The 23,710-nt window shown below is 41.8% G+C and carries 28 protein-coding genes and 4 tRNA genes; 6 read left to right on the forward strand and 26 right to left on the reverse strand.

Annotation, left to right across the window (positions count from 1 at the left end):
* Window positions 1–10: 10 nt before the first annotated feature.
* Both H6795_02580 and H6795_02585 read right to left on the reverse strand, forming a co-directional pair.
* Window positions 11–85: transfer RNA gene (locus H6795_02580), tRNA-Gly, on the reverse strand.
* Window positions 86–161 (reverse strand) — tRNA-Thr (locus tag H6795_02585).
* A 337-nt stretch (window positions 162–498) separates the two neighbouring features.
* Here H6795_02585 and H6795_02590 point away from each other — a divergent pair.
* Window positions 499–575, forward strand: a tRNA-Asp gene (locus tag H6795_02590).
* A 210-nt stretch (window positions 576–785) separates the two neighbouring features.
* Here H6795_02590 and H6795_02595 read toward each other — a convergent pair.
* Window positions 786–1,868, reverse strand: a complete 1,083-nt coding sequence (locus H6795_02595; GenBank protein ID MCB9817400.1) for a SurA N-terminal domain-containing protein — start codon at window positions 1,866–1,868, stop codon at window positions 786–788.
* Between the two features lie 3 nt (window positions 1,869–1,871).
* Entirely contained in the window at window positions 1,872–2,384 is a 513-nt protein-coding gene (locus H6795_02600; protein MCB9817401.1) for a PH domain-containing protein, read from the reverse strand.
* Window positions 2,385–2,452: 68 nt separating this feature from the next.
* Between H6795_02600 and H6795_02605 the strand changes: the two genes are divergently transcribed.
* Window positions 2,453–2,528, forward strand: a tRNA-Arg gene (locus H6795_02605).
* Between the two features lie 97 nt (window positions 2,529–2,625).
* On the opposite strand, the gene H6795_02610 is transcribed toward H6795_02605, so the two are convergent.
* The 3 genes from H6795_02610 to H6795_02620 all read right to left on the reverse strand — a co-directional run bounded on the left by H6795_02610 (window position 2,626) and on the right by H6795_02620 (window position 4,680).
* Entirely contained in the window at window positions 2,626–3,183 is a 558-nt protein-coding gene (locus H6795_02610; protein MCB9817402.1) for a nucleoside-diphosphate kinase, read from the reverse strand.
* A gap of 22 nt (window positions 3,184–3,205) precedes the next feature.
* The gene (locus tag H6795_02615) at window positions 3,206–4,003 is read right to left on the reverse strand and encodes an undecaprenyl-diphosphate phosphatase (GenBank protein MCB9817403.1); all 798 of its coding nucleotides are present in this window, start codon (window positions 4,001–4,003) and stop codon (window positions 3,206–3,208) included.
* 101 nt (window positions 4,004–4,104) lie between these two features.
* A complete protein-coding gene (locus tag H6795_02620) occupies window positions 4,105–4,680 on the reverse strand; it encodes a hypothetical protein (protein MCB9817404.1) in 576 nt (191 codons plus the stop codon).
* Between the two features lie 57 nt (window positions 4,681–4,737).
* Between H6795_02620 and H6795_02625 the strand changes: the two genes are divergently transcribed.
* Window positions 4,738–5,667 carry a tyrosine-type recombinase/integrase gene (locus tag H6795_02625; GenBank protein MCB9817405.1) on the forward strand — a complete coding sequence of 310 codons (930 nt, stop codon included), beginning with the start codon at window positions 4,738–4,740 and terminating at the stop codon, window positions 5,665–5,667.
* On the opposite strand, the gene H6795_02630 is transcribed toward H6795_02625, so the two are convergent.
* The 19 genes from H6795_02630 to H6795_02720 all read right to left on the reverse strand — a co-directional run bounded on the left by H6795_02630 (window position 5,668) and on the right by H6795_02720 (window position 21,888).
* Window positions 5,668–6,744 carry a hypothetical protein gene (locus H6795_02630; GenBank protein ID MCB9817406.1) on the reverse strand — a complete coding sequence of 359 codons (1,077 nt, stop codon included), beginning with the start codon at window positions 6,742–6,744 and terminating at the stop codon, window positions 5,668–5,670.
* Window positions 6,745–7,323: a prepilin-type N-terminal cleavage/methylation domain-containing protein gene (locus tag H6795_02635; GenBank protein ID MCB9817407.1), complete on the reverse strand. Its 579-nt coding sequence runs from the start codon at window positions 7,321–7,323 to the stop codon at window positions 6,745–6,747.
* Window positions 7,313–7,813, reverse strand: a complete 501-nt coding sequence (locus H6795_02640; protein ID MCB9817408.1) for a hypothetical protein — start codon at window positions 7,811–7,813, stop codon at window positions 7,313–7,315. Before H6795_02640 ends, H6795_02635 begins: the two co-directional genes overlap by 11 nt.
* Complete coding sequence (locus H6795_02645; protein MCB9817409.1) at window positions 7,801–8,535, reverse strand: type II secretion system protein; 735 nt, start codon at window positions 8,533–8,535, stop codon at window positions 7,801–7,803. The genes H6795_02640 and H6795_02645 overlap by 13 nt, the downstream gene beginning before the upstream one ends.
* Window positions 8,536–8,587: 52 nt before the next feature.
* Window positions 8,588–9,466 (reverse strand): prepilin peptidase, encoded by an 879-nt coding sequence (locus tag H6795_02650; GenBank protein MCB9817410.1) that lies wholly within the window; start codon window positions 9,464–9,466, stop codon window positions 8,588–8,590.
* Window positions 9,467–9,547: 81 nt separating this feature from the next.
* On the reverse strand, window positions 9,548–9,994 hold the full coding sequence (locus H6795_02655; protein ID MCB9817411.1) for a prepilin-type N-terminal cleavage/methylation domain-containing protein: 447 nt from the start codon (window positions 9,992–9,994) through the stop codon (window positions 9,548–9,550).
* Window positions 9,995–10,081: 87 nt separating this feature from the next.
* Window positions 10,082–10,444: a type II secretion system F family protein gene (locus H6795_02660; protein MCB9817412.1), complete on the reverse strand. Its 363-nt coding sequence runs from the start codon at window positions 10,442–10,444 to the stop codon at window positions 10,082–10,084.
* Window positions 10,445–10,628: 184 nt separating this feature from the next.
* Window positions 10,629–10,925, reverse strand: coding sequence for a type II secretion system F family protein (locus H6795_02665; protein MCB9817413.1), 297 nt, complete (start codon window positions 10,923–10,925; stop codon window positions 10,629–10,631).
* A gap of 14 nt (window positions 10,926–10,939) precedes the next feature.
* A complete protein-coding gene (locus tag H6795_02670; GenBank protein MCB9817414.1) occupies window positions 10,940–11,272 on the reverse strand; it encodes a type II secretion system F family protein in 333 nt (110 codons plus the stop codon).
* 18 nt (window positions 11,273–11,290) lie between these two features.
* A complete protein-coding gene (locus H6795_02675; GenBank protein MCB9817415.1) occupies window positions 11,291–12,361 on the reverse strand; it encodes a type IV pilus twitching motility protein PilT in 1,071 nt (356 codons plus the stop codon).
* A gap of 19 nt (window positions 12,362–12,380) precedes the next feature.
* A complete protein-coding gene (locus H6795_02680) occupies window positions 12,381–14,153 on the reverse strand; it encodes a type II/IV secretion system protein (protein MCB9817416.1) in 1,773 nt (590 codons plus the stop codon).
* Window positions 14,154–14,166: 13 nt separating this feature from the next.
* Entirely contained in the window at window positions 14,167–14,397 is a 231-nt protein-coding gene (locus H6795_02685; protein MCB9817417.1) for a hypothetical protein, read from the reverse strand.
* The gene (gene pilO, locus H6795_02690) at window positions 14,398–15,138 is read right to left on the reverse strand and encodes a type 4a pilus biogenesis protein PilO (GenBank protein ID MCB9817418.1); all 741 of its coding nucleotides are present in this window, start codon (window positions 15,136–15,138) and stop codon (window positions 14,398–14,400) included.
* Entirely contained in the window at window positions 15,138–15,830 is a 693-nt protein-coding gene (locus tag H6795_02695) for a hypothetical protein (protein ID MCB9817419.1), read from the reverse strand. Before H6795_02695 ends, pilO begins: the two co-directional genes overlap by 1 nt.
* Window positions 15,827–16,867, reverse strand: coding sequence for a type IV pilus assembly protein PilM (gene pilM / locus H6795_02700; protein ID MCB9817420.1), 1,041 nt, complete (start codon window positions 16,865–16,867; stop codon window positions 15,827–15,829). Before pilM ends, H6795_02695 begins: the two co-directional genes overlap by 4 nt.
* A gap of 52 nt (window positions 16,868–16,919) precedes the next feature.
* Entirely contained in the window at window positions 16,920–19,688 is a 2,769-nt protein-coding gene (locus H6795_02705) for a hypothetical protein (protein MCB9817421.1), read from the reverse strand.
* Window positions 19,685–20,296 (reverse strand): hypothetical protein, encoded by a 612-nt coding sequence (locus tag H6795_02710; protein ID MCB9817422.1) that lies wholly within the window; start codon window positions 20,294–20,296, stop codon window positions 19,685–19,687. Before H6795_02710 ends, H6795_02705 begins: the two co-directional genes overlap by 4 nt.
* A gap of 136 nt (window positions 20,297–20,432) precedes the next feature.
* Window positions 20,433–21,242 (reverse strand): hypothetical protein, encoded by an 810-nt coding sequence (locus tag H6795_02715; GenBank protein ID MCB9817423.1) that lies wholly within the window; start codon window positions 21,240–21,242, stop codon window positions 20,433–20,435.
* Between the two features lie 154 nt (window positions 21,243–21,396).
* On the reverse strand, window positions 21,397–21,888 hold the full coding sequence (locus tag H6795_02720; GenBank protein ID MCB9817424.1) for a hypothetical protein: 492 nt from the start codon (window positions 21,886–21,888) through the stop codon (window positions 21,397–21,399).
* Window positions 21,889–22,003: 115 nt separating this feature from the next.
* Here H6795_02720 and H6795_02725 point away from each other — a divergent pair, with 115 nt between their 5' ends.
* Genes H6795_02725 through ychF form a run of 3 tightly spaced genes read left to right on the forward strand, consistent with a single transcriptional unit; the run spans window position 22,004 to window position 23,687 of the window.
* Window positions 22,004–22,216, forward strand: a complete 213-nt coding sequence (locus H6795_02725) for a type II toxin-antitoxin system prevent-host-death family antitoxin (protein MCB9817425.1) — start codon at window positions 22,004–22,006, stop codon at window positions 22,214–22,216.
* Window positions 22,216–22,608 carry a type II toxin-antitoxin system death-on-curing family toxin gene (locus tag H6795_02730; GenBank protein ID MCB9817426.1) on the forward strand — a complete coding sequence of 131 codons (393 nt, stop codon included), beginning with the start codon at window positions 22,216–22,218 and terminating at the stop codon, window positions 22,606–22,608. Before H6795_02725 ends, H6795_02730 begins: the two co-directional genes overlap by 1 nt.
* On the forward strand, window positions 22,605–23,687 hold the full coding sequence (gene ychF, locus H6795_02735; GenBank protein MCB9817427.1) for a redox-regulated ATPase YchF: 1,083 nt from the start codon (window positions 22,605–22,607) through the stop codon (window positions 23,685–23,687). The genes H6795_02730 and ychF overlap by 4 nt, the downstream gene beginning before the upstream one ends.
* The last annotated feature ends 23 nt before the right edge of the window (window positions 23,688–23,710 follow it).

Genomic DNA, 23,710 nt, shown 5'->3' on the forward strand with positions numbered 1-23,710 from the left:
ATGGGTTAGTTGGTGCGGGTGGCGGGAGTCGAACCCGCGTTTCAGCCTTGGGAAGGCTGCATAATAGCCGTTATACGACACCCGCTGGAGCCACCTAGCGGAGTCGAACCGCTGACCTACGCGTTACGAGTGCGTTGCTCTACCAGCTGAGCTAAGGTGGCACATGCCGTTACCATTACTAGTGTACTAAATCTACCCCTGTTTTTGTAGCATACCCTGTGCAGCATGCCTGCAACGTGCATTTTTACACATTTTAATAATATACACGCATCGCATCGCGAACAAGAATGTCTGTTCCCTTTGATACAATATTGTTATATCAGTACTAGTATAGTAAACCATACCCTGCCGAGCCAATCATAGAAAAAGAGTATGAATAGTTGCCATAGCAAGGGTACGAGCCAGCTATGGGCTAAATGCCAATGGACACGACTGCCACGTTGCAAAATACGCTTGTCTCTGTTACCATAGGTTGTGCTATTTTAGTGCCAAAACCATGGGCTCGTGGTGTAGAGGCCTAACATGCCTCCCTGTCACGGAGGAGATCGCCGGTTCGAATCCGGTCGGGCCCGCCAAGAAAATAGTCTCAACCTTTGTTGGGGCTTTTTTTATTGACACGCTCGCCTACACTACAGGCAATTGTTGGATACTTTTAATAGCACCATGCTCCACAATTACTTGTATGCAAACGACGCGATTGAAGAACTTGTTAGCTGAACACTCTTTAGTATATTTGCTACCCCGTCTAAACGTTCGCTAAAAACATACTGTTGCTAGAAAGTATATTAATCTATTTTTACGTAAACAGTCGCTGGTTTTTGAGCTTTGTAATCATTAAGGTATTCTGCCAACTCTTTATACTTAAATACAATATGTGCAGCTTTGATTTTTTCGCCCTCAAAGCCAAGGTGCTTGACGATAGCTAAGCCATTATCTAATACTATCACCCCTGAAACATCGCCCGGCTGCATAGCGGTAAGAGCTTCGTATTCTTGTGGTAAATAAGCTTTATTTGCATCAACTATACCCAAATTGCCACCATTTTCTTTCGTGCCAATATCATCTGAGGACTCCTGTGCGGCAGTGGCAAAATCCTTACCTGCAGAGATCTCTGCTAATACTGTATCTGCCTTGGCCCGTACAGATGGATCAAGTGCTTGTACAACCTTGGCATTAAGTAATTGTTGCTTAATACTACGTCTAAAATCAGCAATACTCCAATCATAATTAGAGCGTAAGACTTCTTCGAATACTTGCTGCTCACTGCCTAGTAGCCCAAGTTTTTTAAGAGTATCAATCTGAGAGTTGACTTCATCTTCGCTGACAGTAATACCTTTTTCTCTTGCTATCTTTTCGGCGTACGTATTATTAATGATAAGATCGCGTATTTTTTTCTTTTCTTCTTGTAATTGCTGGGCACCTTGTTCACTGGTAAAGTCTACCCCACCTTTTTCTTCAAAAAAGTGAATCAGATGGCGAAGTTCAAATAAATATTCCTCATACGGAACATACGTACCATCAACTTTTGCAAATGGTAGCGGTACCACTTTAGTAATCTGATAGGCAAATGCAGAAGTAGATTGAAATTTATACAAACTAAGAATGGTGTACGTGGCAAAGCCTACAATAAGAGCTACCAAAATACTAACAGATACTATAACAATTCGATGTCGCGAATGCTGCAAGGGGTAGATGTATTTTTTGGCACCAGAAATGACTTCTTCTCTGTGTTTGCTCACGGTATCGTTGGTAATACGAGGAATAGCGTCGTCTGTTACAGATCGCGCTTGCTTTTTACGAACCCGCGGCGTTAAAAAACGTCGGGCGCGTTTGCTGCCTGGTATTGATGATTTTTTACTATCTTTCATTCACTATTCGTTACTTGCAGGAACTGCTGTTGTCACCCCTAATTCTCGCAAGATGTGTGTCAGACGTTTCTGGATTGCTCTTGGGTGATGTACGTGGTGTATAACGAGCTCGCCAACATATGTCTGTATTACTATTGTACCAAATCCAAGCAAAGATTGCTCTAGGCCTTTTACTTGGTACGATACTGTTTGAATTTTATTTATACCAATATCAACAACGCTGCGGTTCCATAAGCCTTTTTGGCTAATCTGAATAAACCGTTGGTCTGTAACTATATATACCGTAAAGTACCAGCCTATCCATGAATAAAATAATGTACATACAAATAGTAAAAGGCCAATTGCTAAGCCACCAAAGAATACTTGAAACGTAGGCCAAATAAGTGATGGCAAGACACCTGCGAGTAAAAACAATGAACTAAAAATAAGCGCTTTACGCATCACTATAGGGTGCTTTCTAAACATGTAAAGCATTTCTTCGTCGTCAAATTGGTCTGCAAAATATTTTTGTGGCATAGTGCTATAGCTATTTTACTACGGTTTTGTACTTTTTTGTGCCTGGTATAGTATATATAAGGAGTTATGGCCTGGTAGTTCAATGGATAGAACACCACCGTCCTAAGGTGGGTGTTGGGGGTTCGATTCCCTCCCAGGTCACCATTACAAAATACCTCGCTCTATGGCGAGGTATTTTGTAATCATAACTTTCGTTTGTGTCTAGCGTACGTATAAATGTAACTTACAAACTATTTTTTACCTACACTCGGGTTAACACTTCGTGAACGGTTTCGTATTCAAATAGTTCACTATCGTCAAACCACATGGCAATTTCTTTTTCTGCTTCTTCTACAGTCCCAGAAGCATGTATTAAATTAGCAGCACCTTTCTTTTTTAACGATGCCCTCCCTAGACTTAAATGAGCATAATCGCCCCTGATTGTTCCTGGAGCAGAATCTTTTGGACCGGTACTGCCAACCATTTTTCTAACAACCTCTACCGCATGGCCGCCTTCGAGCACGGCTGCAATAACTGGCGAGCTCCTCATAAATTCTCTGGTTGCTGTCACAATCATTTCACCAATTTCTTCGGCAGTTTCTTTATAATCTATACCGTAATTATCCCAGTCTTTTTTTGTTTTATTACCAACAATAGGCACAAGTGCGTCAGGGTAATGCTTCGTTACAAGGTCTTGGCTTGGAGTCATCATTTTAAGGCCAATTATTTTTAAGCCTGCTTTTTCAAATCGTGTTAAGATTTCGCCCGCAATGGCTCGTTTTATTGTATCCGGCTTTAATATTATGAGTGTTCGTTCCATATCTATCCTTTCATTTGCTTGTCTATATAATACCAGTCACAAGCAATACTGATAAGACTGCCGCTAAACCAATACGGTACCAACCAAAATCTCGCAAACCCCGCGTACTAAGTAACTTAAGTAAAAAGCCTATAGCAAATAGGCCACTCGCAAACGAAACAATGTTACCAACAAGCACAACACCAACATTAGACGACACGTATGACCAGCCACCGTCTAGAAGCATTACTTTAGTAGTAGCACCAGCTATTGTGGGTATCGCTAACATAAAGCTAAATTCGGCAGCCCGGGCGGCGCTAAGATTACTCCGTAAACCTGTCAGAATTGTTATACCACTACGTGACGTGCCAGGTATAAGTGCTATAGCCTGCGCAAAGCCAACCCGTAGTGCCACTGGCCACGTAACCGAACTTTCTAGCGGACTATCGTCTGATTCTGGGTTAGGCTTACCGTATATAATCATCAAAATACCTACTAGAACCAGCATTATAACAACGACCCACACCATATTATTGAGCGCTTTTATTTGATTACCAAACGACAGACCAATCGCAAAAGCCGGGATAGTTGCAGCCAGCAATTTACTCAGGAGGGCCCATTCTTTACCAACGAATGTTCGTATGATCAATTCTTTGATACGTTTGCGATAAAACAATATAAGCGCACTGAGCGTACCTATGTTTAGTAGTACGTCAAACGCAAAAGATTCGGGTGTACCAAGCAAGTAGTTAAATATCACAAGATGCCCCGAACTTGAGACCGGAATAAACTCTGTTAGTCCTTGAACTAACCCCAAAATAATTGCATCTAAATAGCTCATCTTGTTAGCACTTATGCTACCACACTACCCCATACATCCCAAGTCACACACCAACCCCATTACACATATATTTACGCCGACCGTCGTAAATATATGTGTAATTATAATATAGATTTAAATTTTTGTATGAGCTGGTTTTGGCCGTCTAGGTGCGTAACTTCTGCACTAATAATGTGTTTACTCGCAAATGGGTAGTTTGTGTGCACCATAGCTACAAATTCGCTAATATCGTATGGGTAGACGTATACGCTATTTTGAATTAATACCATCCCTAAAGATTCAATTTTATAGCGTAGCGTATCCCGCACTAATCTATATTGTTCAGGAATATCGAACATTAATAAATGCCATTTATTGTCCCAAGCTCCATTAATAGGGATTTTGTAATCTTCAAATAGCACCTTGGTATTTATACTTTGCCCTTTTGGTGTAAGCGTTATTGCATACCTATTGTCATCTATTTTTTGAACACTAAAATAACCGCTATTTTTTACTTGTTCACTAAATCGTTTGGGCTGTTTTTTGTTGAGCTTCTTAGCAACCAACGTAATAGCCTGTGTCGCATTAGGCGCTACAACAATAATACCCGCCGCTCCTGCAGCACCAGCTGTTTTAACAAAAGCGCGCATTGTTATATTGGTAATCTTTTTTATGTTCGTATATTTCTTATTCTTCATAATACATATATTATACACGACCGTCGTAAATATATGTGTTTTTGAGGGATGGGGGGAATGTCGTACAATATAAGTATGGATTTAGAAACGCTCATTGGGGATTATTTAGAATATATGGCTATAGAGCGTGGCCGTTCAAAAAAAACAATTGCCAACTATAGCCACTACCTAACGCGTTTGGTTGATTTTGCAGGTGACGTAACAATAGATGAAGTAACGCCTGATTTAATACGAAAATGGCGCCTGTGGCTAAATGACCTTGGCTCTGATAGGTCTGACGAGCTTGGTAAGGCGACACAAAATTATCACCTAATTGCCCTGCGCAACTTTTTAAAATACTGCCATAAACGTGATATTGCAGCGATGAGCGCCGACCAAATAGAGCTCGCTAAAGTAGCGCGCACAAAAGTTACCTTTTTAGACAAAGACGAGTTAGAACGGTTGCTAGAGCAACCCAACACACAAGAAATAGCTGGTTTGCGCGATAGAGCGATATTAGAATTACTGTATTCTAGCGGTTTGCGCGTTTCTGAACTAGTGAGTCTAGATACAGCGCACATAAACTTAAAGCGCCGTGAATTTACCGTACGTGGTAAAGGCCAAAAAGATCGCCCAGTGTTTATAAGCCAGCAAGCGGCTGATTGGGTGCAACTTTATATAGATACGCGTGAAGATGCATTACCTGCCCTGTTTATTAGCTATGGGGGCAAAGCAGCAACCAACACAACTGGTAACTACCGTCGGCTCACACCACGCAGTATTCAGCGTATGGTGGCGCGCTACGCCCTGCTAGCGGGCATTACCAAGCATGTGAGCCCGCACAGCTTGCGGCATAGCTTTGCTACCGACTTACTCATGAACGGTGCCGATATACGAAGCGTGCAAGCCATGCTTGGCCATAGTAACATTGCTACCACCCAAATTTATACCCACGTTACCGACCCACACCTAAGAGCTGTCCACGAAAAGTTCCATAATAAAGCCTAATTACGGCGCAGGACAAGCGCCACCACCTGATATGTTAAAGTTATTAGCGCCATCTACTTTGATGTCTTTACACAAACTATCAGCTAATGCTCCAAAATATGGTTGCCACGTGCTATTTGACCCTGGAGATGTTGAGATATAGCTAATTAGTCTTTTAGATTGGTCTTGCGCGATAGCATTTACGTCAATTTTTGTCTGTATGTTGTCTAGTTTGACAGGTACGGCACCGCTCAATGCTTGGTACTTCAGTGTAGCGGATTGATCACCTATAATCTGAAAATAATATAACCTAGAATTAGGCAACGAAGAAGCATTTGCGTAGCCATTCAGATCTGCTTTACATTCACCGTTGGCTGAGCAAGTCACGTTAAATGCAGCCGCATTACCTCTATTGTTAGTAGGTCCATCCTCTAAATTTATTGGCGTTGGAGCAATATTTTCACCCGCCTTAGAAGCTGGTATAAGGTAATAAACTTCTATTTTTGGTTGTGCTGTATTGGTTATATCTGCAGTTGATACACTAGCAACTTTCAGTATGGGTAATTTGCCTGGTTGCACAGGTTTCAAATTCGTACGACCAATGGCCCCATCATATGCACTCATACTGTCGGCAAATGCGTCCACCTTCCAAGAAATAAGGTCTTTACCTGTAAAATTTGTTGTGGTAAAACTCCACCCGTCATACGGCGACAGTGTCTTAACTGCTTCTTCAGGTTTGGCATCCCATGTCACGCAAGTGATGCGTACACCTTCAGAAAAAACTGGATATTTAAAGTTACCAACTTCTTCACACCCGTTTTTTACACTACCTGGGTTAGAAGCACCCAAACTACCGCTTTTCACTTTTTCCGATATGTATGTGTTAGCTGCATTTATACCAGACTCAGCTGCCAGTTGAGCTTGTGATGATAGTGTTTTATCTATTGTCGCCCGTTGATCGCGTCTCGACAGCGTTGCAAAACCAACCGATATAAGCGATATTATCATAATAAAGAACAAAGCAAACATTATTGCTGATGCCCCAGATTGATTAAAATTAATAGGCTTTTTATTCATTTGCATTTTTATATATCCCATTTATTGTATCCTCGGTTTCACACTACTATTATAATTTACTATTGTACAAAAATCACCGCCACGCAATGTAGGTAAGCATTCGGTATACGAATTATTTTTATACATATCATATGTGCCTACGTTAAAACGAGTAGTTATATCAAATACACCAAGATCTGCTGATGGTTGTGTAATGGTAAATTGACTGACAAATCCATTGCGCGGTAGTAAATTTGTACCACCATTTGCTTGGCCACGTTCGCAGGCTGCATCGCTTAGTTGCCTTTTAAACAATCCATTATTTATGGTATTACCATCTGGTAATGACCAATAATACATTACATTTCCAATACAAAAATATGTTACAGAATCTTCTGTTTTCATGTTGGTCACTGCATCTTTATTAACATATGCAACGGCATTAAATATATCTTGGTGAATACTACGCGACGCATCGTTTAATTGTGCTGTATATGAACCTTTCTGATATTGACGTGACATACCTATTACGGCTGCAGTAACCAGTAATGACGCAACGCCAAATACTAGCATAGCTATCATAAGCTCAACTATTGTAAAACCTTTTTTACTACATGGCATATTGTAACTCCAGTTTAGACTGCGTACCTTTGACATTAGCCCATGTAACAACAATAGAGTATACAGAATTCGTTGTTTTGTTCGTACTACAAATTGCACCTATAGCTTTTGTTGCCTGATCTACACAAGATATTTCAATTGCATATATATTTGCACCACCCATGCTAATATCTTTACAATCTGCTTGGACCTCTAGCTTACCCGCGACATTTTTAAGACAAGTAAATGACCCACTTGCAAAATCATTTCTAGTCGAACCACCGTTAGAGCCAGCGTCAGAAGCACGTATGTATTCTACCTGTTGATTTGCCAGTTGTTGCGCTTGGTACTGTTCTTTATTCGCCTGTAAACCAGCATTGCTTCTGCTAACAGTGGCAAAACTTAACCCGAGAGCAAAACTAAGAACGGTAATAGCAATAAGTACTTCAACTATCGTATCACCAGAATGATCTATAAGTTTTTGTGATTTATGTCTTTTTAGTGAATACATTCTGGATCATCCAAATTCATTTCTACGTTTGTACTACCGTTACGGCCAATAATTAGGCTACCTTTTTTATACCCGTCAAAACAAATACGTTTACCCTGATTCCAGTAAAGTGGAGTACGGTCTTTTGTCCATTCATCTTCTGAGCGCGTTGTTATATTATTGTCATCTATATAAGCCTCGTAAAGGCTTGTTGTTTGCGAGCCATAATCAGTGGTTGAAAAATTCTTAAACATCACTGCAAAGCCTGTTGATTCTCTTGGGTATGTACCATTAGATTTGTGGTGATATTTGTAGTTAATGCTCCCCGGGTATGTTATGTACGTTTCTTTGCCATTGCTAAGCTCTACGTCTGTGTCTAGCGAACCCCCGGAGTCTGCATATATGTTTTCTACTCTTATCATGCTTTTTCCAGCTGTACATGGTTGTCTAGAATTTTCATCATCGTTCGGGTCTGGAGCATCAGTACAAAAATAAATGCGTTTGCCTGCGAGCACCGTTCCAGCCGTATCATTCCCCGTGGCACCCGGAAAGTAACCGTTTTCTGTATCTTTTATTGCTTGTTGAACAGTCTGCTGTATTTGGCGCATGCTATCTTGGTAACGTGTTTTTTCTACCTGCCCCTGTATAAGTAGGGCGGTAGTCGTGAAAAGCACACCCGTAACTGTTAACACGATAAGCGTTTCTAGTATGGTGTAGCCTGTTTGTTTTTTTATTAGTTTCATTACCCTGCATTATACCATAAGCACAATTTTTGCAACAGAGCTGGTAGCACTGTTATAGGCCTAAAAGTACGGTGCTGTACCAGCTGCTTAGACTATCACCAAAAAATAAGGCTAAACTAGCGCCCAATATTAAAAACGGGCCAAACGGTATGTGCGACGTGACACTGAGTTTTTTAGATACGATCCCCGGTATTGCTACTGCCAAACCTACTAAGCTAGCTAAAAATACTGCAATAAAAACGTTTAGGGGCGACCCAGCTATAAGCCCAAGTAAAAACGCCAAGCGTACATCGCCAAAGCCAAGCCACGCTTTTGCACCGGTTTTATGTTGTTGCACAATATATGACACATAAAAAAGCGCAAAAAAACCAGCTAAATAAAGCACACCTGCAGCAATTGCATTAACCAGTGTGCTAGTTACACCGCTAAGCACTGCATAAAACAGCAAACTTGCGCCGTACGTAATAATACCTAGGTAAATAAGTTTAGATGGCAAAATGTACCATTTTGCATCGTATATCGCCAGCACGAGCAAAAATACTAGGGTAACAAGCCAGCCAGCAAGCAGTACCCAGCCATACTGCGCTGTACTAATGGGCCAAAAGATATAAGACAAAGCAAATACTACTGCCGTTATAAGCTCTACAAGCGGATACTGGGCACTAATTGGCGCATGGCAGTAGCGGCACTTGCCTTTTAAAAGTAACCAGCTAAATACCGGCACTAAGTCTTTGGCAGCAAGGGCGTGCTTGCAACTTGGGCACATGCTACGGCCATGCAGTATAGACAGTTCTTTACGTTTTGTGGCAGAGAGCTTTTTTGGGTCGCCATCGTCATTGAGCAGTTGGCGCAAGCGCCACACCCATGCGTTAATAAAGCTGCCCAATATAAGCCCAAGTACAAATAAATAGACTGTTAACAAAATGCTCATCCTAAAAAGTATCTCACAGATATTGAGTAAAATAAAAGAAACGGCTGCTATAACCGTTTCTTTTATTTATATCTATACCCTTTAGCCTTCAATACACTGAAGTGCTTCGCCACTGCCCGATGTCTCTGTGACAAACCATATGGCAACAGTTCTTGCGCTTGTAACAAAGTTACAATCTCTACCAGTGGCTACGTACAGCGTGCCAGGAACTGCGCTGGCAGTAGTTGGCAAAGCAGTGACTGGCGCTACCGGTGTTGATCCGTTTAGTGTTACGGTTGAAGTTCCGCCTCCGGTAAGTGTAATCGTACCTGTCCCAGCGCCTACCGTTGGCGTTGTGCCGTTGTAGCTGGATCGATGATCACCTACTCCACCTGCGAGTAATTGTGCGTCATTTCTTATTGATGTATTCCTACTGTTTCTCTGAAGTGCCGGTACTGCCAAGAATACAATAAGCATTATTAAACCAGCAATTGCCAGCACAATCAAAACTTCTATGATTGTAAACCCTTTATTTTCTTTTTTAAACATATGTTTGGTGCCCCTTCTTTTGAACATGATTATGTTTACTTATAATACCTTAATAATACTGTATTACCAATTAAATGCAAGCGTTTTTTAAGCGCCTAGCCCCTGATTAGCCAAGCCGTAAATAGGCAATAGCACCGCAGCAACAATAATAAGCGCCACGACACCCAGCACAATCATAAGTACTGGTTCTATGATGGTGTTGATGGTCTTAATTTGTTGATCTACTTCTTTTTCGTAATATTCGGCAGTTTTTTCTAGCATAGATTCTACCTGGCCAGATTGTTCGCCAATACGCAACATATTTGGCACTAATTCTAAGAAGTTCGGGTCGCCCTCGAGTGAATCTGCTAGGCTTTTACCACCTTTTACTTGGCTAATAGCGTGGTCTATAGAATCTTCTATGTATACATTATTTACCGATTTACTAGTAATTTCTAGCATCTGTAGCAGTGGTACACCGCTGGCAACTAGCGTTGTACCAGTGCGGGCAAACGCGCCATGTACATCTTCATAAACAGTGGGCCAATAAGTGGTGCCTTCATTTTAAACTTGTCTATAAATCGTTTGCCTCCAAGCGTGCGGGCCCATCTGCTACCAAAAAATACACCAAACCCTATTAAGATAATGACGACCCTCAGTAAGTAACAAGTGTGTTAGACATCCATAGTAGCACTTTAGTAATGAGTGGTAGTTCTGCACCCGGTAGGCTATCGTATAAAACTTTTACTTGCGGTAATACACCTACAAGCATAAAACCAATGACCGCTAACATAACACCTACAACTACGAGTGGGTATACGAGTGCGCCACGTATTTTACCAAGAATTTCGGCGTCTTTTTCTTGCTGAAAAGCAAGCCGTTCAAGCGAGTTATCTAGCGTACCAGACACTTCACCTGCTGCCACAAGGCTCACAAACACCGTGCTAAACACTTTGGGGTGGGATGCTAGGGCGTCTGAAAGTTTTTGCCAGCTTCTACATCACCAATAACCTCTGCAATCACAATCTTCATGGGTTTGCTGCTAGTTTGGCGCTGCACGGTACGGAGTGATTGTGCCAGTGGTAAGCCAGCGCTAATAAGCGTGCTTAACTGGCGCGCAAACAGTATACGATCTTTTGCTTTAACTTTTTTGCCAAAGCCGCCTTCTTTTTCTACTTTAATTTCTACAACTGCAAGGCCTTGGCCTTCTATGGCTTTGGCGGCGGCACGTTCGTTATCTGCCTGAACAGTAGAGGTAACTTTTGGCCAGTTTGCGGGTTGCGAGCGGTAAATGTAAATGTTGACATATAGGTGCGCCTAGCCTCTCATAAGCCTATCTAACTCTTCTAGGTCTACGGCATAATTACGTGCTTCTTCGTACGTAATTGTTCCGCTGTGAATAAGGCTCACTAGTGTTTTATCCATGCTTTGCATACCAAATTCTGCGCCAGTTTGTATAACAGCGTCTAGCTGATGCGTTTTGCCTTCACGCACAATGTTACGTACGGCCGGAGTTGCCACTAGTATTTCTGCAGCTGCAATACGGCCACCACCTATAGCTGGGATAAGCCGCTGCGAACAGATAGCCATTAAAATATTACTAAGCTGTGAGCGAATTTGTGGCTGCTGGTGTGGCGGGAACACGTCTATCATACGGTCTATACTTTGGGCGGCACTGTTTGTGTGTAGCGTCGCAAATACCAAGTGGCCTGTTTCTGCAATTGTAATAGCAGCGGCAATCGTTTCTAGATCTCGCATTTCGCCAATAAGTACTACATCTGGGTCTTGGCGCAAGCTACTACGCAAGGCTGCACTAAAACTAAACGTATCGTAGTGAACTTCGCGCTGTACTATCACGCTTTTAAGGCTTTTATGGGTAAATTCTATTGGGTCTTCTATGGTAACGATGTGTTCTGCACGTTCGGTGTTAATTTTATGAATCATAGACGCCAAAGTAGTAGATTTTCCAGAACCAGTTGGCCCAGTAACCAATACTAAACCACGCGGGTATTCGGCAAATTTATTCACAATGTTTGGCAAGCCAAGTTGCTCAACAGATAAAAGCTCGCTTGGTATTAAACGCAGCGCTGCTGCCAAGTTACCACGTTCGTGAAAGGCATTTACGCGGAACCGCCCTAAATCACCAAACGCAAAGCTAAAGTCAAATTCTTTGTCTTTTAGCAAAATCTGCTTTTGATCGTCATCTAGCAATGCAAACACTAAGCTTTCTACGGTTTCTTCTGTAAGAACATCTGTTCCACTTACTGCTTTTAAAGCACCATCTACACGCAACATGGGTTGCAAACCAACTTGTAAGTGGAGGTCACTGGCCTTTTTCTTGATTACTTCTTCTAGGAGTACTTCTATTCTTGGTTGTGCTACTTGCATGGTTCCACCTTATTATTTGTTATGCGCTATCTGATGCTGCAACGCGGTTGACTTCTGCTATAGAAGTTCGGCCACTTAATGCCTTAAAATAGCCATCTTGCCGCATCGTTATCATCCCTTGCTGTTGTGCCATTTCTTGTATTTGGGCACTGGTAGCATGTTTGATAATTAAATCTTGTATTTCTTCGGTGACGCTAAAGACTTCGTAGAGTCCTAGGCGCCCTTTATACCCACCGGGTGTGATTGGTGAATCTTTACCCTTATACAAAGTATAAGCGTTTTGGTTAGCCAGTGGCAAGTCCCCGTAGCCTAAATCTTCTACAACGGCTGGTTTGGCTTCTTCTGTGGTTGGCAAAAAAGAGCCGATTGTCTCTGTTATGGCTTTTGCTTCTATGGGGCTAGATTCAGTTGGTTCTGGTTTATGCAAACGGCGTACTAAACGCTGGCCAATGACTGTCCGCACCGTACTGGCAATAAGAAACGGTTCTATGCCCATATCGAGCAAACGGGGCAAAATACCAGCTGCACTATTTGTGTGCAGCGTAGACAGCACCAAGTGACCTGTAAGTGCAGCTTGCACTGCTAGGCTGGCCGTTTCTGCATCACGAATTTCCCCAACCATTACTACGTCTGGGTCTTGGCGCAAAATAGACCTTAGGCCACTGGCAAAGGTTAGCCCTACCTCACTATTAACCTGTATTTGGTTAATGCCTTCCATTTTATATTCAACAGGATCTTCTAGAGTAACGATGTTAATTTCATCGCTTTTAATTTCTTGGATAAGCGCATACATACTGGTTGATTTACCAGAACCAGTAGGCCCAGATGTTAAAATCATCCCATTAGGATTTTTAGCACCTTCACGAATCGTACGGAGGGCTCTACCAGAATAGCCCATGTCTTCTAGCATAAGGCTAGTGCCAGATTTATCTAGCAAACGAATAACACACTGTTCACCCCATACCACGGGCGAGATTGCAATACGCAGATCAATAGCTTTGCCACCGGCCATAATACTAAACTGGCCGTCTTGTGGTATGCGATGTTCGTCTATTTTAAGGTTAGATAAAATTTTAATGCGCGATATAAGTGCTGGTTCGGTAGATTTTGGTAACTTCATAATTTCGCGTAACACGCCATCTATACGGCAACGAATTTTGAGTTCTTTTTCTAGTGGTTCTATATGAATATCACTGGCGCGACTTTTGGCTGCATAATCCATAATTGCTGCCAAGGCTTTACTAATAGGCGAATCTTGAACAATGGTTTGAATACTCTTTGTCTTGGTAGCACCGGCGGCATCGTCTGACTTTTTTTGTTCGAGGGCTTTTTCTACATCCTTCGTAACATCAACACCATACTGTTTAATAACATCTTCTATACCCTGCTGGCTCGCCATGTACACTTTAAGCGGGCGACCAATTTTGTTAGATAAAAAGTCTACAGCCTGCACGTTGCTGGCATCTAACATAGCTACAACCAGCCTATTTTGCATTTCGCCAAGCGGTACGGCCATGTAACGCTCTGCAACCTCTAACGGCAACAAAGACAGCACTTTAGGGTTTACGCGGGCAGTGCTAAGGTTTACGTACGGTACACGGGTTACTTGGGCAATAGCTTTGGTAAGTTCTTCGCCGGTAACGTGTTCTTCGGTAACTAGTAACTGAAAAAACGGTTCACCTTTTTCTTTCGCTTTGGCGTGCACGGCATCTAGCTGGGCTTTTTCTATGAGACCGTTTTTAACCAACAGCTGCTCTACCTGTTTTTGAGTATCTTCTAGTAGTACGGGCACTTTTTAGTACTCCTTACTGTGAATAGTCGCCAATAGTAATATTCTTGGTTGGGTTAAGCGATTGGGGGTTAAAGAATCGTTCGTCTGGTGTAGGAAATTCAGCAGATATTGGCTGTACTTCTGGGGCTTCTAGCAATTTGCTTTGGTCTGTCTGTGTGCCAAACAGTGCATTAGAAATCACATAACTAAAGATAGCACTCACAATGGCGATACCTACAATAACCATAATATCTTTGCGTTTCATTTAGTTACTACTCCCTGTTGTGTTAGTGTCTGTAGCCGGCGGTGTTGCTTCGTTACCACCAATAAATTTACCATTTTTATCTACTTTTTTGTACTGAATGCCTAAGTCTTTAGCTGGTTGATAGAACGTTTCGCCCGTAACTTTTACACTAACTACACCGCCCTCAGAGGCTGTGAAATCAACCGAATGAATTTTAAATGGTCGGATAGACCGCTGCAGATCAGTGAGTAATTTTTGGGCAGCTTCGTACGTACCAATTGCACCAAATTCAAACGGTATAGCAATAGGTGTTGGGTTCACGCTACTCTGTTCTGCAGAAATTTCTTGGTCTGCTCCTGTAATGCTCTCTACGGACATACCAGCACCAGTAATGATGCCATCTATACTGGTGGTAAGGGCCGGAAAGTCGTATTTACTTGGTAGTGCATCGAGCACAATTTTGCTATTTTTTTCTGATGTGCCCAGCACAGATTCTGGACTTTCATCAAACGCCGCAAACGAGACAACAAGCTGATCTTTTGCGTCTATGTTTTCTTTAAGCTGTTTATTGGCAACATTTCTTTTGCTAATCACTTTGTTTTGGTAGCTAATCTTATCTATTAAAGCCTTACTGGCAAATAAGCTAAATACGACAATGGCTGCAGCCACCGCAGCGGCAACAATAACTGTGGTGTTTGCCTTATCTACCAATACGTGCTTGGTAGATAGCTGGCCAAAGCCCTTTGGTAATGCACGTGCCATTATTGAGCCTCCTGTGAATCTGAGCTAGGTGCAAATATTGTGCTAGATGGTAACTGTGTTTGTGACCGAGTAGTCGTAATATTAGGAATAAGCAATTTTATATCTGTATTTGCAGAAGAAAATAGTTGATCGCTAAACTTAAAATCAATCGTAAAGGTATAACCTTTTTCTGATTTGCTAAACGATGATAATACTACTTCGCTAAACGCATATTGCTTTTCTTGGTTTTCTTGTATTGGTGCGATTTCTGTGAACTTTAAGGTGTCTACATATTTATTCACAAGTTCTATGCTTGGTGCTTCGCCATCTACAGACCACGTAAAATCTTCGTTATTAATGACGTACTTTTCTAGTACCACAGAGTCTGGAGTTGTTTGCTGCAAGTACGTAAATAATCGTTCCATAACTGGCTTAGATTCATGCAATGGGGTGAGTGCAAAAAGCTGGTTTTGAATGGTAAGTATTTTGTCTAAATCTTTTACGTCTTTAATATTTTGTTCACTTTTAGCTATGTCGTTTTTTAGATTATTAAGCTGAAGTTGCTGAGTACCATACGCCACGCTAGCTAACAAACCAACCACGCCAAGAGACACGGCCACCGCGATAATAGAAATAGTTATAACAGTACGCTTTGTGCGTTGTGCTTTTACGTATTCTGCTTTAATGCTTGGTAGTAAGTTAATCTGTATCATTCTATTCGCTCCGCCAAGCCTGCTGCCACACCAAAATGGTTGCTTACAGAAAGTAGTTCGTTTTGTTTATCTGCTGGGAAAGTGACATTACGCCAAGCGTTGCCTATTTCTACATTGATACCAAACTTATTGGCGATAAACAGCGGGAACTCCGGTAGTGTAGATGCGCCACCGGTGACAACTATCTTTGTAATTGGTGCGTTTGGGTAACGTGTTTGGTAAAACTTAATTGACTTTTCTATTTCTGATACTAATGTTTCTACTGTGCCTATAATTGCAGCGTATATCTGGCCTTCTAGCTTGTCTTTACTTAGGCCAAATTTATAAACAAACTGCTCGGCTTGTTTATCGTCTATGCCAAGCCCTTGCATAGCAGCTTTTATAATAGCGTCCGAACCTGTGGGGATAGACCTGTTAAGTTTTGGCGTACCGCCGGCAACAATGACGAGGTCTGAATAATTTGTACCAATGTCTACGACTACTTGTGGAGCGGTATCATCACTACTGGTCATGGCTCGCGCTAGTGCAATGGTGTCTGGTTCAAAGGCAATAACATTTAACCCAATTGCTTCTAGTGTGTCTAGACGTTGCTCTACATAAGTGTTGGCAACACTAGAAATAAGTACTTCTACTTTGTTGGCATCTACTGGTGAATCACCCAATAGCGCCCAGTCTATTTTACTTTCGTCTAGTGGCGTGGGTATGAGTGTGTCTGCCTGAAATTTAATATTTTTGGCAAGTTCAGATGGGCTAAGGCGTTCTATGTCTACAACAGTAGTAAAAACACGTTGCGATGGCAAACCAACCGTCACATTTTTAGTATTCACTCGTGCTTGGGCGACGAGCTCTTTTATAATGCTGGCTACTTTTTGTTGATCTGCTTTTGCGTCTGATAGAACTAATTTTGTATCTATAGGGGTAAGTGCGTATTTTACTAGCGCTTTTACGGGCCCACTTCCTCTTAATTGTACTAGGCGGATTGCCGACGTTCCAATATCAAGGCCAAAAAAGTCTGAGACGCCACTTAGGACACTCATAGTGTTTATTCTAAAGCATAACCGCTACACAAGCAAACAAATTATAGTTATTTTACAACTTTGGTGGTACCACAAACATGGCATCCACGGTATCGCCAGGAGTGCTTTGGTTTTTAAGGTATGGTTTAGCAAAATATAAATATGCTGGGTAGTTAATAATTTCTGCTGATTTGCCAGTATTGTTTGGCATGTTACCTCTATCTGCACAGTTTTGTATGCCCTTACTAACGTTGCAGTTTTGCTGCTCGTCACCTGGTGAGGTATTTAAGTACCTACTACCACCGCCTCTTCTAAAATCTATAGTAGGTGCAGAAACCGCTCCATTTATATTTAAAGGCACCCTACAGGTTGAATGTATCTGATTTTGCCCTACCTTTGCAGCTGGGCCATAACCTGCGTATCCACAGGTATATATACCTGTTTTAGAAACTAAAATTGCATCTATGCGCTTAACATTGTTATCTACTACAATGGGACCTTCGGAAATAATTAAAAGCACACCAGTCTTTGCAGGATCCGTATAATTTGCTGCACTAGTAAGATTGATGACATCACCTACAATCATCAACATCTTATCTGTAGGATTGACGGCCGTTATTTTTTTGGTATATGTAGTTACTCCACTGCCAAAAGTATCACCCCAGCCTAATACGGGTATGCCACCATTATCTTTAGCCCAGTCAGGAACAGGCAATGAGTTATTGGTGGGAGTTAAAGAAGTAGCTTTTTTTATAATATAACAACCGTCTTCAGTAGCATTGAGCCCGCCACTCTCAATTTCACCACATGTTTTTGGCAAATTCCCAGTTACATCTGTATACACTTGGTTGGCATTTTTACCTGATATAGCTTTTGAGCCAGAGGCATCTAGACCATCTGGTGGTACAGGGTTAATGGTACGAAACGCCGATGTATCTATAGTAACTGTACCAAACGCTAACGCTGCATATTGGTCTACACTACCCCTTTTAGTGGTACCACTAGGGTTATCTGTAGAATTAAAGCGTATATCGCCTGCTGTCGCATATATGTCATTACCGTAAAAACGAGCAAAGGGGACTTCATAGACGAGGATTTCACCACATTTTTGTTGTTCATTATTAACACTTAGGCAATATTTAATACCGCTGAGGCCTGGGGCTGATTGGTTGAGCTGACCGATAATTGCTGCAGGAATTGGAATAACATTTGTCGGCGGATTGCAGCCATAAGCCCCACCATACCAAAAACCAGTACCCGCAGGTGATGACACTCCACCAATGCTCCAACTAAATGGTATCCGTATCGGGGTCGACGGGCAACTTCCGCCGTTATTTACTTTTACATCAGCTTCGTTGATAGAAATGCTTTCGCTGCCCTTCTCGTAGCTAACAGTAGTAGGCACATCACCGTCAGGGTCAATAATGTGCACACAATCACTAGTGCTCGTTGTAGCGTCACTATTCCAGCTTGTTGGTGTGAATGATAACGTATCACAATAATTACCTACATTATTCATTACAATAGACCGTGCTGGTACCGTTCCAACACCTGTTTGTCTCTTGGTGCCTACGTTCGAATCAGTAGGTATATCGTATGATGTGTAATCATCTGCCATACCTGTATCACCCGTAACATCGCCGTCAATAGATTCATCGTTTTTATCTGGGCCAATGTTTTCTATAGAATGAGAATAACTAACCGTTTGCCCGGTAAAAGCTGTGCGTTGTCTGCTAGCACTACCAGAAATAGTCCATTTAGGGGGGTTGTTACATGGCGGCTGTTCATTCATCGGGAACACCATGAGTGATAAATAATTTTGAGCATTAAGATCGTTAATAGTTAATTTGTAATTTATACCACGTTTAATTGTATACTTTAACCATGCAAAATTATCAGAACTCTCCCAATTACTTGCTTGGGTTGCGTCATGCAAAGGTTTGTATCTATTTGCGTCAGTTTTATCCCAACCTACCTCTTTAGCCCATTTGCTTGCAGATGTGCTTGTATCTATAGCTTTCATTCGATTGCCGGTGTCTTTTCTTGTAAGCCCAAAGTATAAATCTTTAAAAACATAACCATCAAGTACTTTACCCCTACCATTATTTGATCCGTCATAATCAAATGTTTTTCGATTATAAGGAGCTCCAGGGCTGTTATTATCTTGTGCGCCCCTAGCATTGTTATCTGCATAATTATCTATGTCATATGCGTAAATTATTCCTGTTTCATTAGAAGTCGAATAACAATTTAAATTCATATTGATATTTATGTCGGTGTATACAGAGCTGTCTGTGGAGTCTATCGCTATGGGGACTGTATAATCATAGCTGAGACTGCCTACAAAACCGATATGCTTTGCTTCATCCACCTGTACCTTAAACTTCATACTGCTTTCGTCAGGAGGGCTATTCATTTTAATAGTAAACATGTATTTTGTTAAAGCTAACTGAGAATCATAAAAAGCGCCAGCAATATCATAAGAAACTTTAAATTCATTATCATTGTCTTTACAATCACGCGTAGTGCTATTAATGCTATTCCCAAATATATCAATTCTATCAAATGTGTATTTAAATTTTTTCACACAATTTAAGTTATCTAGAATTACTTTAAATGTGCGATCTTTAGTTGTGGTGGTATTCCCATCCATGTACACCGCAAAAGACATTGCCGTATCTACGTGTTTAGAATCATCCCTGGCAAGCTTTATAGATATTGGTTCGTTCGACCACTGAGTACCCGGCCATTTTAAGGCCAATGCAGAATTACCAAATGCAAATAATGAAAAGCTTATTAACAAAAATAGTGATAATACTTTGTAGTGCATAGCTTTCATCATAATGTATCCTTAAGGGTCGCATAATACTGTATTAAGCTAGATAAGCTTTGCTGGCTGTCTGGTGGCACTTCTGTCATTCTTTGGTTGAGCATGACTACTAGTTCGCCTGCTACGGCGCGCGCTTCTTGTTTATAGCCATTCGCAATCAGCGAAGTTACCAACCACTCAGAGGCCTCAATACTAAGTTTAATACCCTGGGGTTGAATTTGGTTTATATAGATCTCTGCTGTGCGGCGTGTATCTTCTAAGGCAGTTAGTTTTGATACGATTGATTCGTAGTATTCGGTCTTCTGGGTAATAGAAGCATCGCTTGGTAATTTTTGCTGAAGTAGGCTATCTAATGAACCCGCTACATCATCAAGTTGGAGTTGAGGCTCGGGGAAGACTAATTTATCATCACTACGATTAATATACCAAGCGCCAGTGGCTACCAACAGTATCAATGCACAAAGGCTAATCACGATAATAAATATATTTTTACGATTTTTAAGAATAGTAAATTTCGAGCTGGACCCAACGCTACTTACAATTGTTTTACTGTTTTGCGTTGCTGAAGGGCGCTTGGCGAGCGCAATGTCTTTATTGGTTGGTTTTTTATGGTGTTTCATATAAATATTAGTGGGTTTCTTATAATTAAGTTAATCATAAGCATTAAATTTAAGCAAAAAAATACGGGTGCCCCAGCTGGGCTGGTGCTCGGTATTAGCGAGCACACAGCACACAGCTAGGACACCCTTGCTACCGTTAAGCTTTCAGCTTAACGGTCTTGGCCTTGTAGGGTCCGCCGACTTCGCGGACCGTGATCTTGACCTTGGCCTTCTTGGTCTTGGGCTTGACCTTGAAGGTGCACTTAGCAGACGTTACCATCCGCTTCTTGGGCTTGACTTTCGCCTTGCCCTTCACAACCTTGGTCTTGCACTGCCACTTGGTGGCGGTGCCAGACTTCCAGGTCGCCTTGACCTTGGTCTTCTTTACCTTGACCTTCAGGCCTTTGACAGCCTGAGGTTGTGGTACTGACTGGGTCGGCGTCACTGTCGGTGTTACCGTTGGTGTCGGCTCCACCGTTGGGGTGGGTGTTGGCGTCACCGTCGGTGTTACCGTTGGTGTCGGCTCTACCGTGGGGGTTGGCGTTGGTGTCGGCTCAACCTCGCACAGAACCAATGAGAATATTCCGGTACTCTGAGTCCCGAGGTTCTCCGTAAAGAGACGGCCTTCCATAAATATCTCTACACCACGAGGTAACTGCCTTCTCACAGTGAGTATCTTTGGGCCTACCTCTCCTGACACCAAACCGTCCATTGACACCAGGTCTCCGTACGGTCCTATGAACGTCATCAGGCTACCCGTACCTGAGTTAGCCGGTAGCACGAAATCTGCTACCAGGGCATCTTCGTCACAATCGTACCAGACTGTTAGCCCAAAGTCGGGCTCTTCTGCCGTAGCTGGGGTGGTTCCGAGCACCCCGGCCAGAATGAGCGTCACCGTTCCCAGCAACGCCCAAAGGATCTTCGGAATGTTTTTCAACATCCGAATCACCTCCTTCCTAATTGTCATTCTTCATCGGCCAGGGTGGCCAAGGAAGCTTCTAGGCCCTACATGTATTGCTACACATAGAACACTCGTGTAATATAATACCAGCTTTTAACTAAAAAGTAAATAGCAACGCGCTTATGTAGTTGCAAAAAATGTAATCGCGTTTAAAAAATGGTTATTTTGGCAAAGATACGTTTGCTTTTTTAGCAATATGCACTATAGCTTTATAAGCCTCTACAATTTGATCTTCTAAAGGTTGCTGCTGATACTTACTTACAGCTGGGTCTTTTTTGGCCAATATTTTATAAATTTCTTTCACATCGTTTTCTAGTGCTTCTAGGCGACCTTCTATATTTTCTAGGCGGTTATTCGTTTGCGCCTGGGCCGTTTCTATATTTGTTACACGAGATTCTAAACTACCTAATCTGCTTTCTACTTTATCTAAACGTTTGTCTACCATATCTAAACGTTTGTCTACCATATCTAAACGTTTGTCTACCTTATCTAAACGTTCGTCTACTTTATCTAAACGTTTGTCTACTTGTTCGAACCGCTCGTCTACCTGGGTTGCAAAATCACTAATTATTTCTGCTAAGCTATTGACTGCTTTGTTTATAGCTTTATCAACAATTTCTTGTACGTCTTGTTTGGTCGCGTAGTCACTCATATTATAGAAATTGTAGCACGCAAGCTACGCTTTAGTAAAAAGCAATATTGCACAGCCGTTCTTGCCTAAATGTTATCTTTTAAGTATACTTATAAAATAACTTTAAGGACATACTATGACAATTATTGGCTTAAAAGAACTTTCACAAAACGCTGGTAAAATTGCAGAGCGTGTAGCAAATGGCGAACGTTTTACTGTTGTTAAAAGGTCAAAGCCGGTGTTTGAGATATTGCCCCCTAGCACTACGGCCGATAACGAACTGGCTGAATGGACCAAGGACGCTATAAAACAATACCGCCCCGCTCTAGACGCTTTGAGTAAAAAGTAATGCGATACATTAGTGCAGACGATATTGTATTTATTCATGATGTCATCATAGTTGAAACAGGCGGTGCTTTAGGGGTAAGAGAGCCTGGGCTGTTGCTATCGATAGCAGAAAAACCAAAGACTCGTTTTGGTACGTACGATTTATACCCAGATATATACGTGAAAGCTGCCTCGCTATATGAAAGCATTTGTAATTACCATGTATTTATAGACGGTAATAAAAGAACGGCGGTACTAACTATGTATCGGTTTTTATATTTAAATGGCTGTATATTGCTTGCAGATAATAAGACTATAGAAGAATACACTCTTTATATAGTAAACAATAAGCCAGACATCACAGAAATTGCTAAATGGATAAAAAAGCATAGCAGAAAGGCAAAAAATATATGAGTGTAAGTATTGGAATCGTTGGCCTACCTAACGTAGGTAAAAGTACCCTGTTTAATGCGTTAACCAATAATAATATATTGGCTGCAAACTACCCTTTTGCGACCATAGAGCCAAATACAGGGATTGTACCAATACCCGACCCACGGCTAGATGCGCTTGCCAAGCTTTATAACAGTAAAAAAATCATCCCCGCTACGGTAAAATTTACCGATATTGCCGGCTTAGTTGCCGGTGCCAGTAAGGGCGAAGGTTTAGGCAACCAGTTTTTAAGCCATATCCGTGAATGTGCAGCGATTGTGCAGGTGGTACGTGGCTTTACTGACCCAAATGTTGTTCATGTAGACAATACCCATAACCCAGCCAACGACATAGACGTCATAAACACCGAGCTTGTACTGGCAGATTTGCAAACACTAGATAAAGTATTGCCCCGATTACAAAAAGAAGCTCGCACTAACCCAAAATTGAAACCGCAGCTCGATATTTTAAAAGAAGTCCAAGCTATTCTTGACGCTGGCAAACCACTATATAGCGATGAAGGTTTAAGGTTAGAGGTTATAGGTTATAGAGAGCTGCAACTACTTACGGCAAAACCTATAATTTATTTGTTCAATGTAGATGAAGACAGCCTTAGTAATGCAGCTGTGCAAACAAAACTTGCACAAATGGTTTTACCAAACGCTGCCTTGTTTGTTAATGCCAAGCTAGAAGATGAACTACGGAGCCTAGACGAGGCCGAAAGAACAGAGATGCTGGCAGAATATGGTGTACAAGAATCTGGGCTTGTTCAGCTTATACACGCTGCTTATGAAACATTGGGTTTACAAAGCTACTTAACCGCAGGCGAAAAAGAAGTCCGAGCCTGGACAATAAAAAAAGGCGCTACTGCGCCGCAAGCTGCCGGGGTAATACATGGTGATTTTGAACGCGGCTTTATTGCCGCTGATGTTGTAGACTACCAAGATTTAATTGCAGCCGGGTCACTGGCAGCTGCCCGCGCTGTTGGTAAAGTGCGTACAGAGGGCAAAACTTACGTTATGCAGCCTGGTGACGTCGTAGAATTTAAGTTTAACGTCTAGCAGTGTAAGTGTTACAGGCCAGT

This window comes from Candidatus Nomurabacteria bacterium (genome assembly GCA_020631975.1).
In the GTDB taxonomy this organism is placed as follows: domain Bacteria; phylum Patescibacteriota; class Saccharimonadia; order Saccharimonadales; family CAIOMD01; genus JACKGO01.

What these genes read in the sequence shown, in the direction of transcription:
- H6795_02595 (MCB9817400.1), bottom strand. Translation starts at nt 1,868, where the DNA reads ATGAAAGATAGTAAAAAATCATCAATACCAGGCAGCAAACGCGCCCGA.
- H6795_02600 (MCB9817401.1), bottom strand. Translation starts at nt 2,384, where the DNA reads ATGCCACAAAAATATTTTGCAGACCAATTTGACGACGAAGAAATGCTT.
- H6795_02610 (MCB9817402.1), bottom strand. Translation starts at nt 3,183, where the DNA reads ATGGAACGAACACTCATAATATTAAAGCCGGATACAATAAAACGAGCC.
- H6795_02615 (MCB9817403.1), bottom strand. Translation starts at nt 4,003, where the DNA reads ATGAGCTATTTAGATGCAATTATTTTGGGGTTAGTTCAAGGACTAACA.
- H6795_02620 (MCB9817404.1), bottom strand. Translation starts at nt 4,680, where the DNA reads ATGAAGAATAAGAAATATACGAACATAAAAAAGATTACCAATATAACA.
- H6795_02625 (MCB9817405.1), top strand. Translation starts at nt 4,738, where the DNA reads ATGTCGTACAATATAAGTATGGATTTAGAAACGCTCATTGGGGATTAT.
- H6795_02630 (MCB9817406.1), bottom strand. Translation starts at nt 6,744, where the DNA reads ATGGGATATATAAAAATGCAAATGAATAAAAAGCCTATTAATTTTAAT.
- H6795_02635 (MCB9817407.1), bottom strand. Translation starts at nt 7,323, where the DNA reads ATGCCATGTAGTAAAAAAGGTTTTACAATAGTTGAGCTTATGATAGCT.
- H6795_02640 (MCB9817408.1), bottom strand. Translation starts at nt 7,813, where the DNA reads ATGTATTCACTAAAAAGACATAAATCACAAAAACTTATAGATCATTCT.
- H6795_02645 (MCB9817409.1), bottom strand. Translation starts at nt 8,535, where the DNA reads ATGAAACTAATAAAAAAACAAACAGGCTACACCATACTAGAAACGCTT.
- H6795_02650 (MCB9817410.1), bottom strand. Translation starts at nt 9,466, where the DNA reads ATGAGCATTTTGTTAACAGTCTATTTATTTGTACTTGGGCTTATATTG.
- H6795_02655 (MCB9817411.1), bottom strand. Translation starts at nt 9,994, where the DNA reads ATGTTTAAAAAAGAAAATAAAGGGTTTACAATCATAGAAGTTTTGATT.
- H6795_02675 (MCB9817415.1), bottom strand. Translation starts at nt 12,361, where the DNA reads ATGCAAGTAGCACAACCAAGAATAGAAGTACTCCTAGAAGAAGTAATC.
- H6795_02685 (MCB9817417.1), bottom strand. Translation starts at nt 14,397, where the DNA reads ATGAAACGCAAAGATATTATGGTTATTGTAGGTATCGCCATTGTGAGT.
- pilO (MCB9817418.1), bottom strand. Translation starts at nt 15,138, where the DNA reads ATGGCACGTGCATTACCAAAGGGCTTTGGCCAGCTATCTACCAAGCAC.
- H6795_02695 (MCB9817419.1), bottom strand. Translation starts at nt 15,830, where the DNA reads ATGATACAGATTAACTTACTACCAAGCATTAAAGCAGAATACGTAAAA.
- pilM (MCB9817420.1), bottom strand. Translation starts at nt 16,867, where the DNA reads ATGAGTGTCCTAAGTGGCGTCTCAGACTTTTTTGGCCTTGATATTGGA.
- H6795_02705 (MCB9817421.1), bottom strand. Translation starts at nt 19,688, where the DNA reads ATGATGAAAGCTATGCACTACAAAGTATTATCACTATTTTTGTTAATA.
- H6795_02710 (MCB9817422.1), bottom strand. Translation starts at nt 20,296, where the DNA reads ATGAAACACCATAAAAAACCAACCAATAAAGACATTGCGCTCGCCAAG.
- H6795_02715 (MCB9817423.1), bottom strand. Translation starts at nt 21,242, where the DNA reads ATGACAATTAGGAAGGAGGTGATTCGGATGTTGAAAAACATTCCGAAG.
- H6795_02720 (MCB9817424.1), bottom strand. Translation starts at nt 21,888, where the DNA reads ATGAGTGACTACGCGACCAAACAAGACGTACAAGAAATTGTTGATAAA.
- H6795_02725 (MCB9817425.1), top strand. Translation starts at nt 22,004, where the DNA reads ATGACAATTATTGGCTTAAAAGAACTTTCACAAAACGCTGGTAAAATT.
- H6795_02730 (MCB9817426.1), top strand. Translation starts at nt 22,216, where the DNA reads ATGCGATACATTAGTGCAGACGATATTGTATTTATTCATGATGTCATC.
- ychF (MCB9817427.1), top strand. Translation starts at nt 22,605, where the DNA reads ATGAGTGTAAGTATTGGAATCGTTGGCCTACCTAACGTAGGTAAAAGT.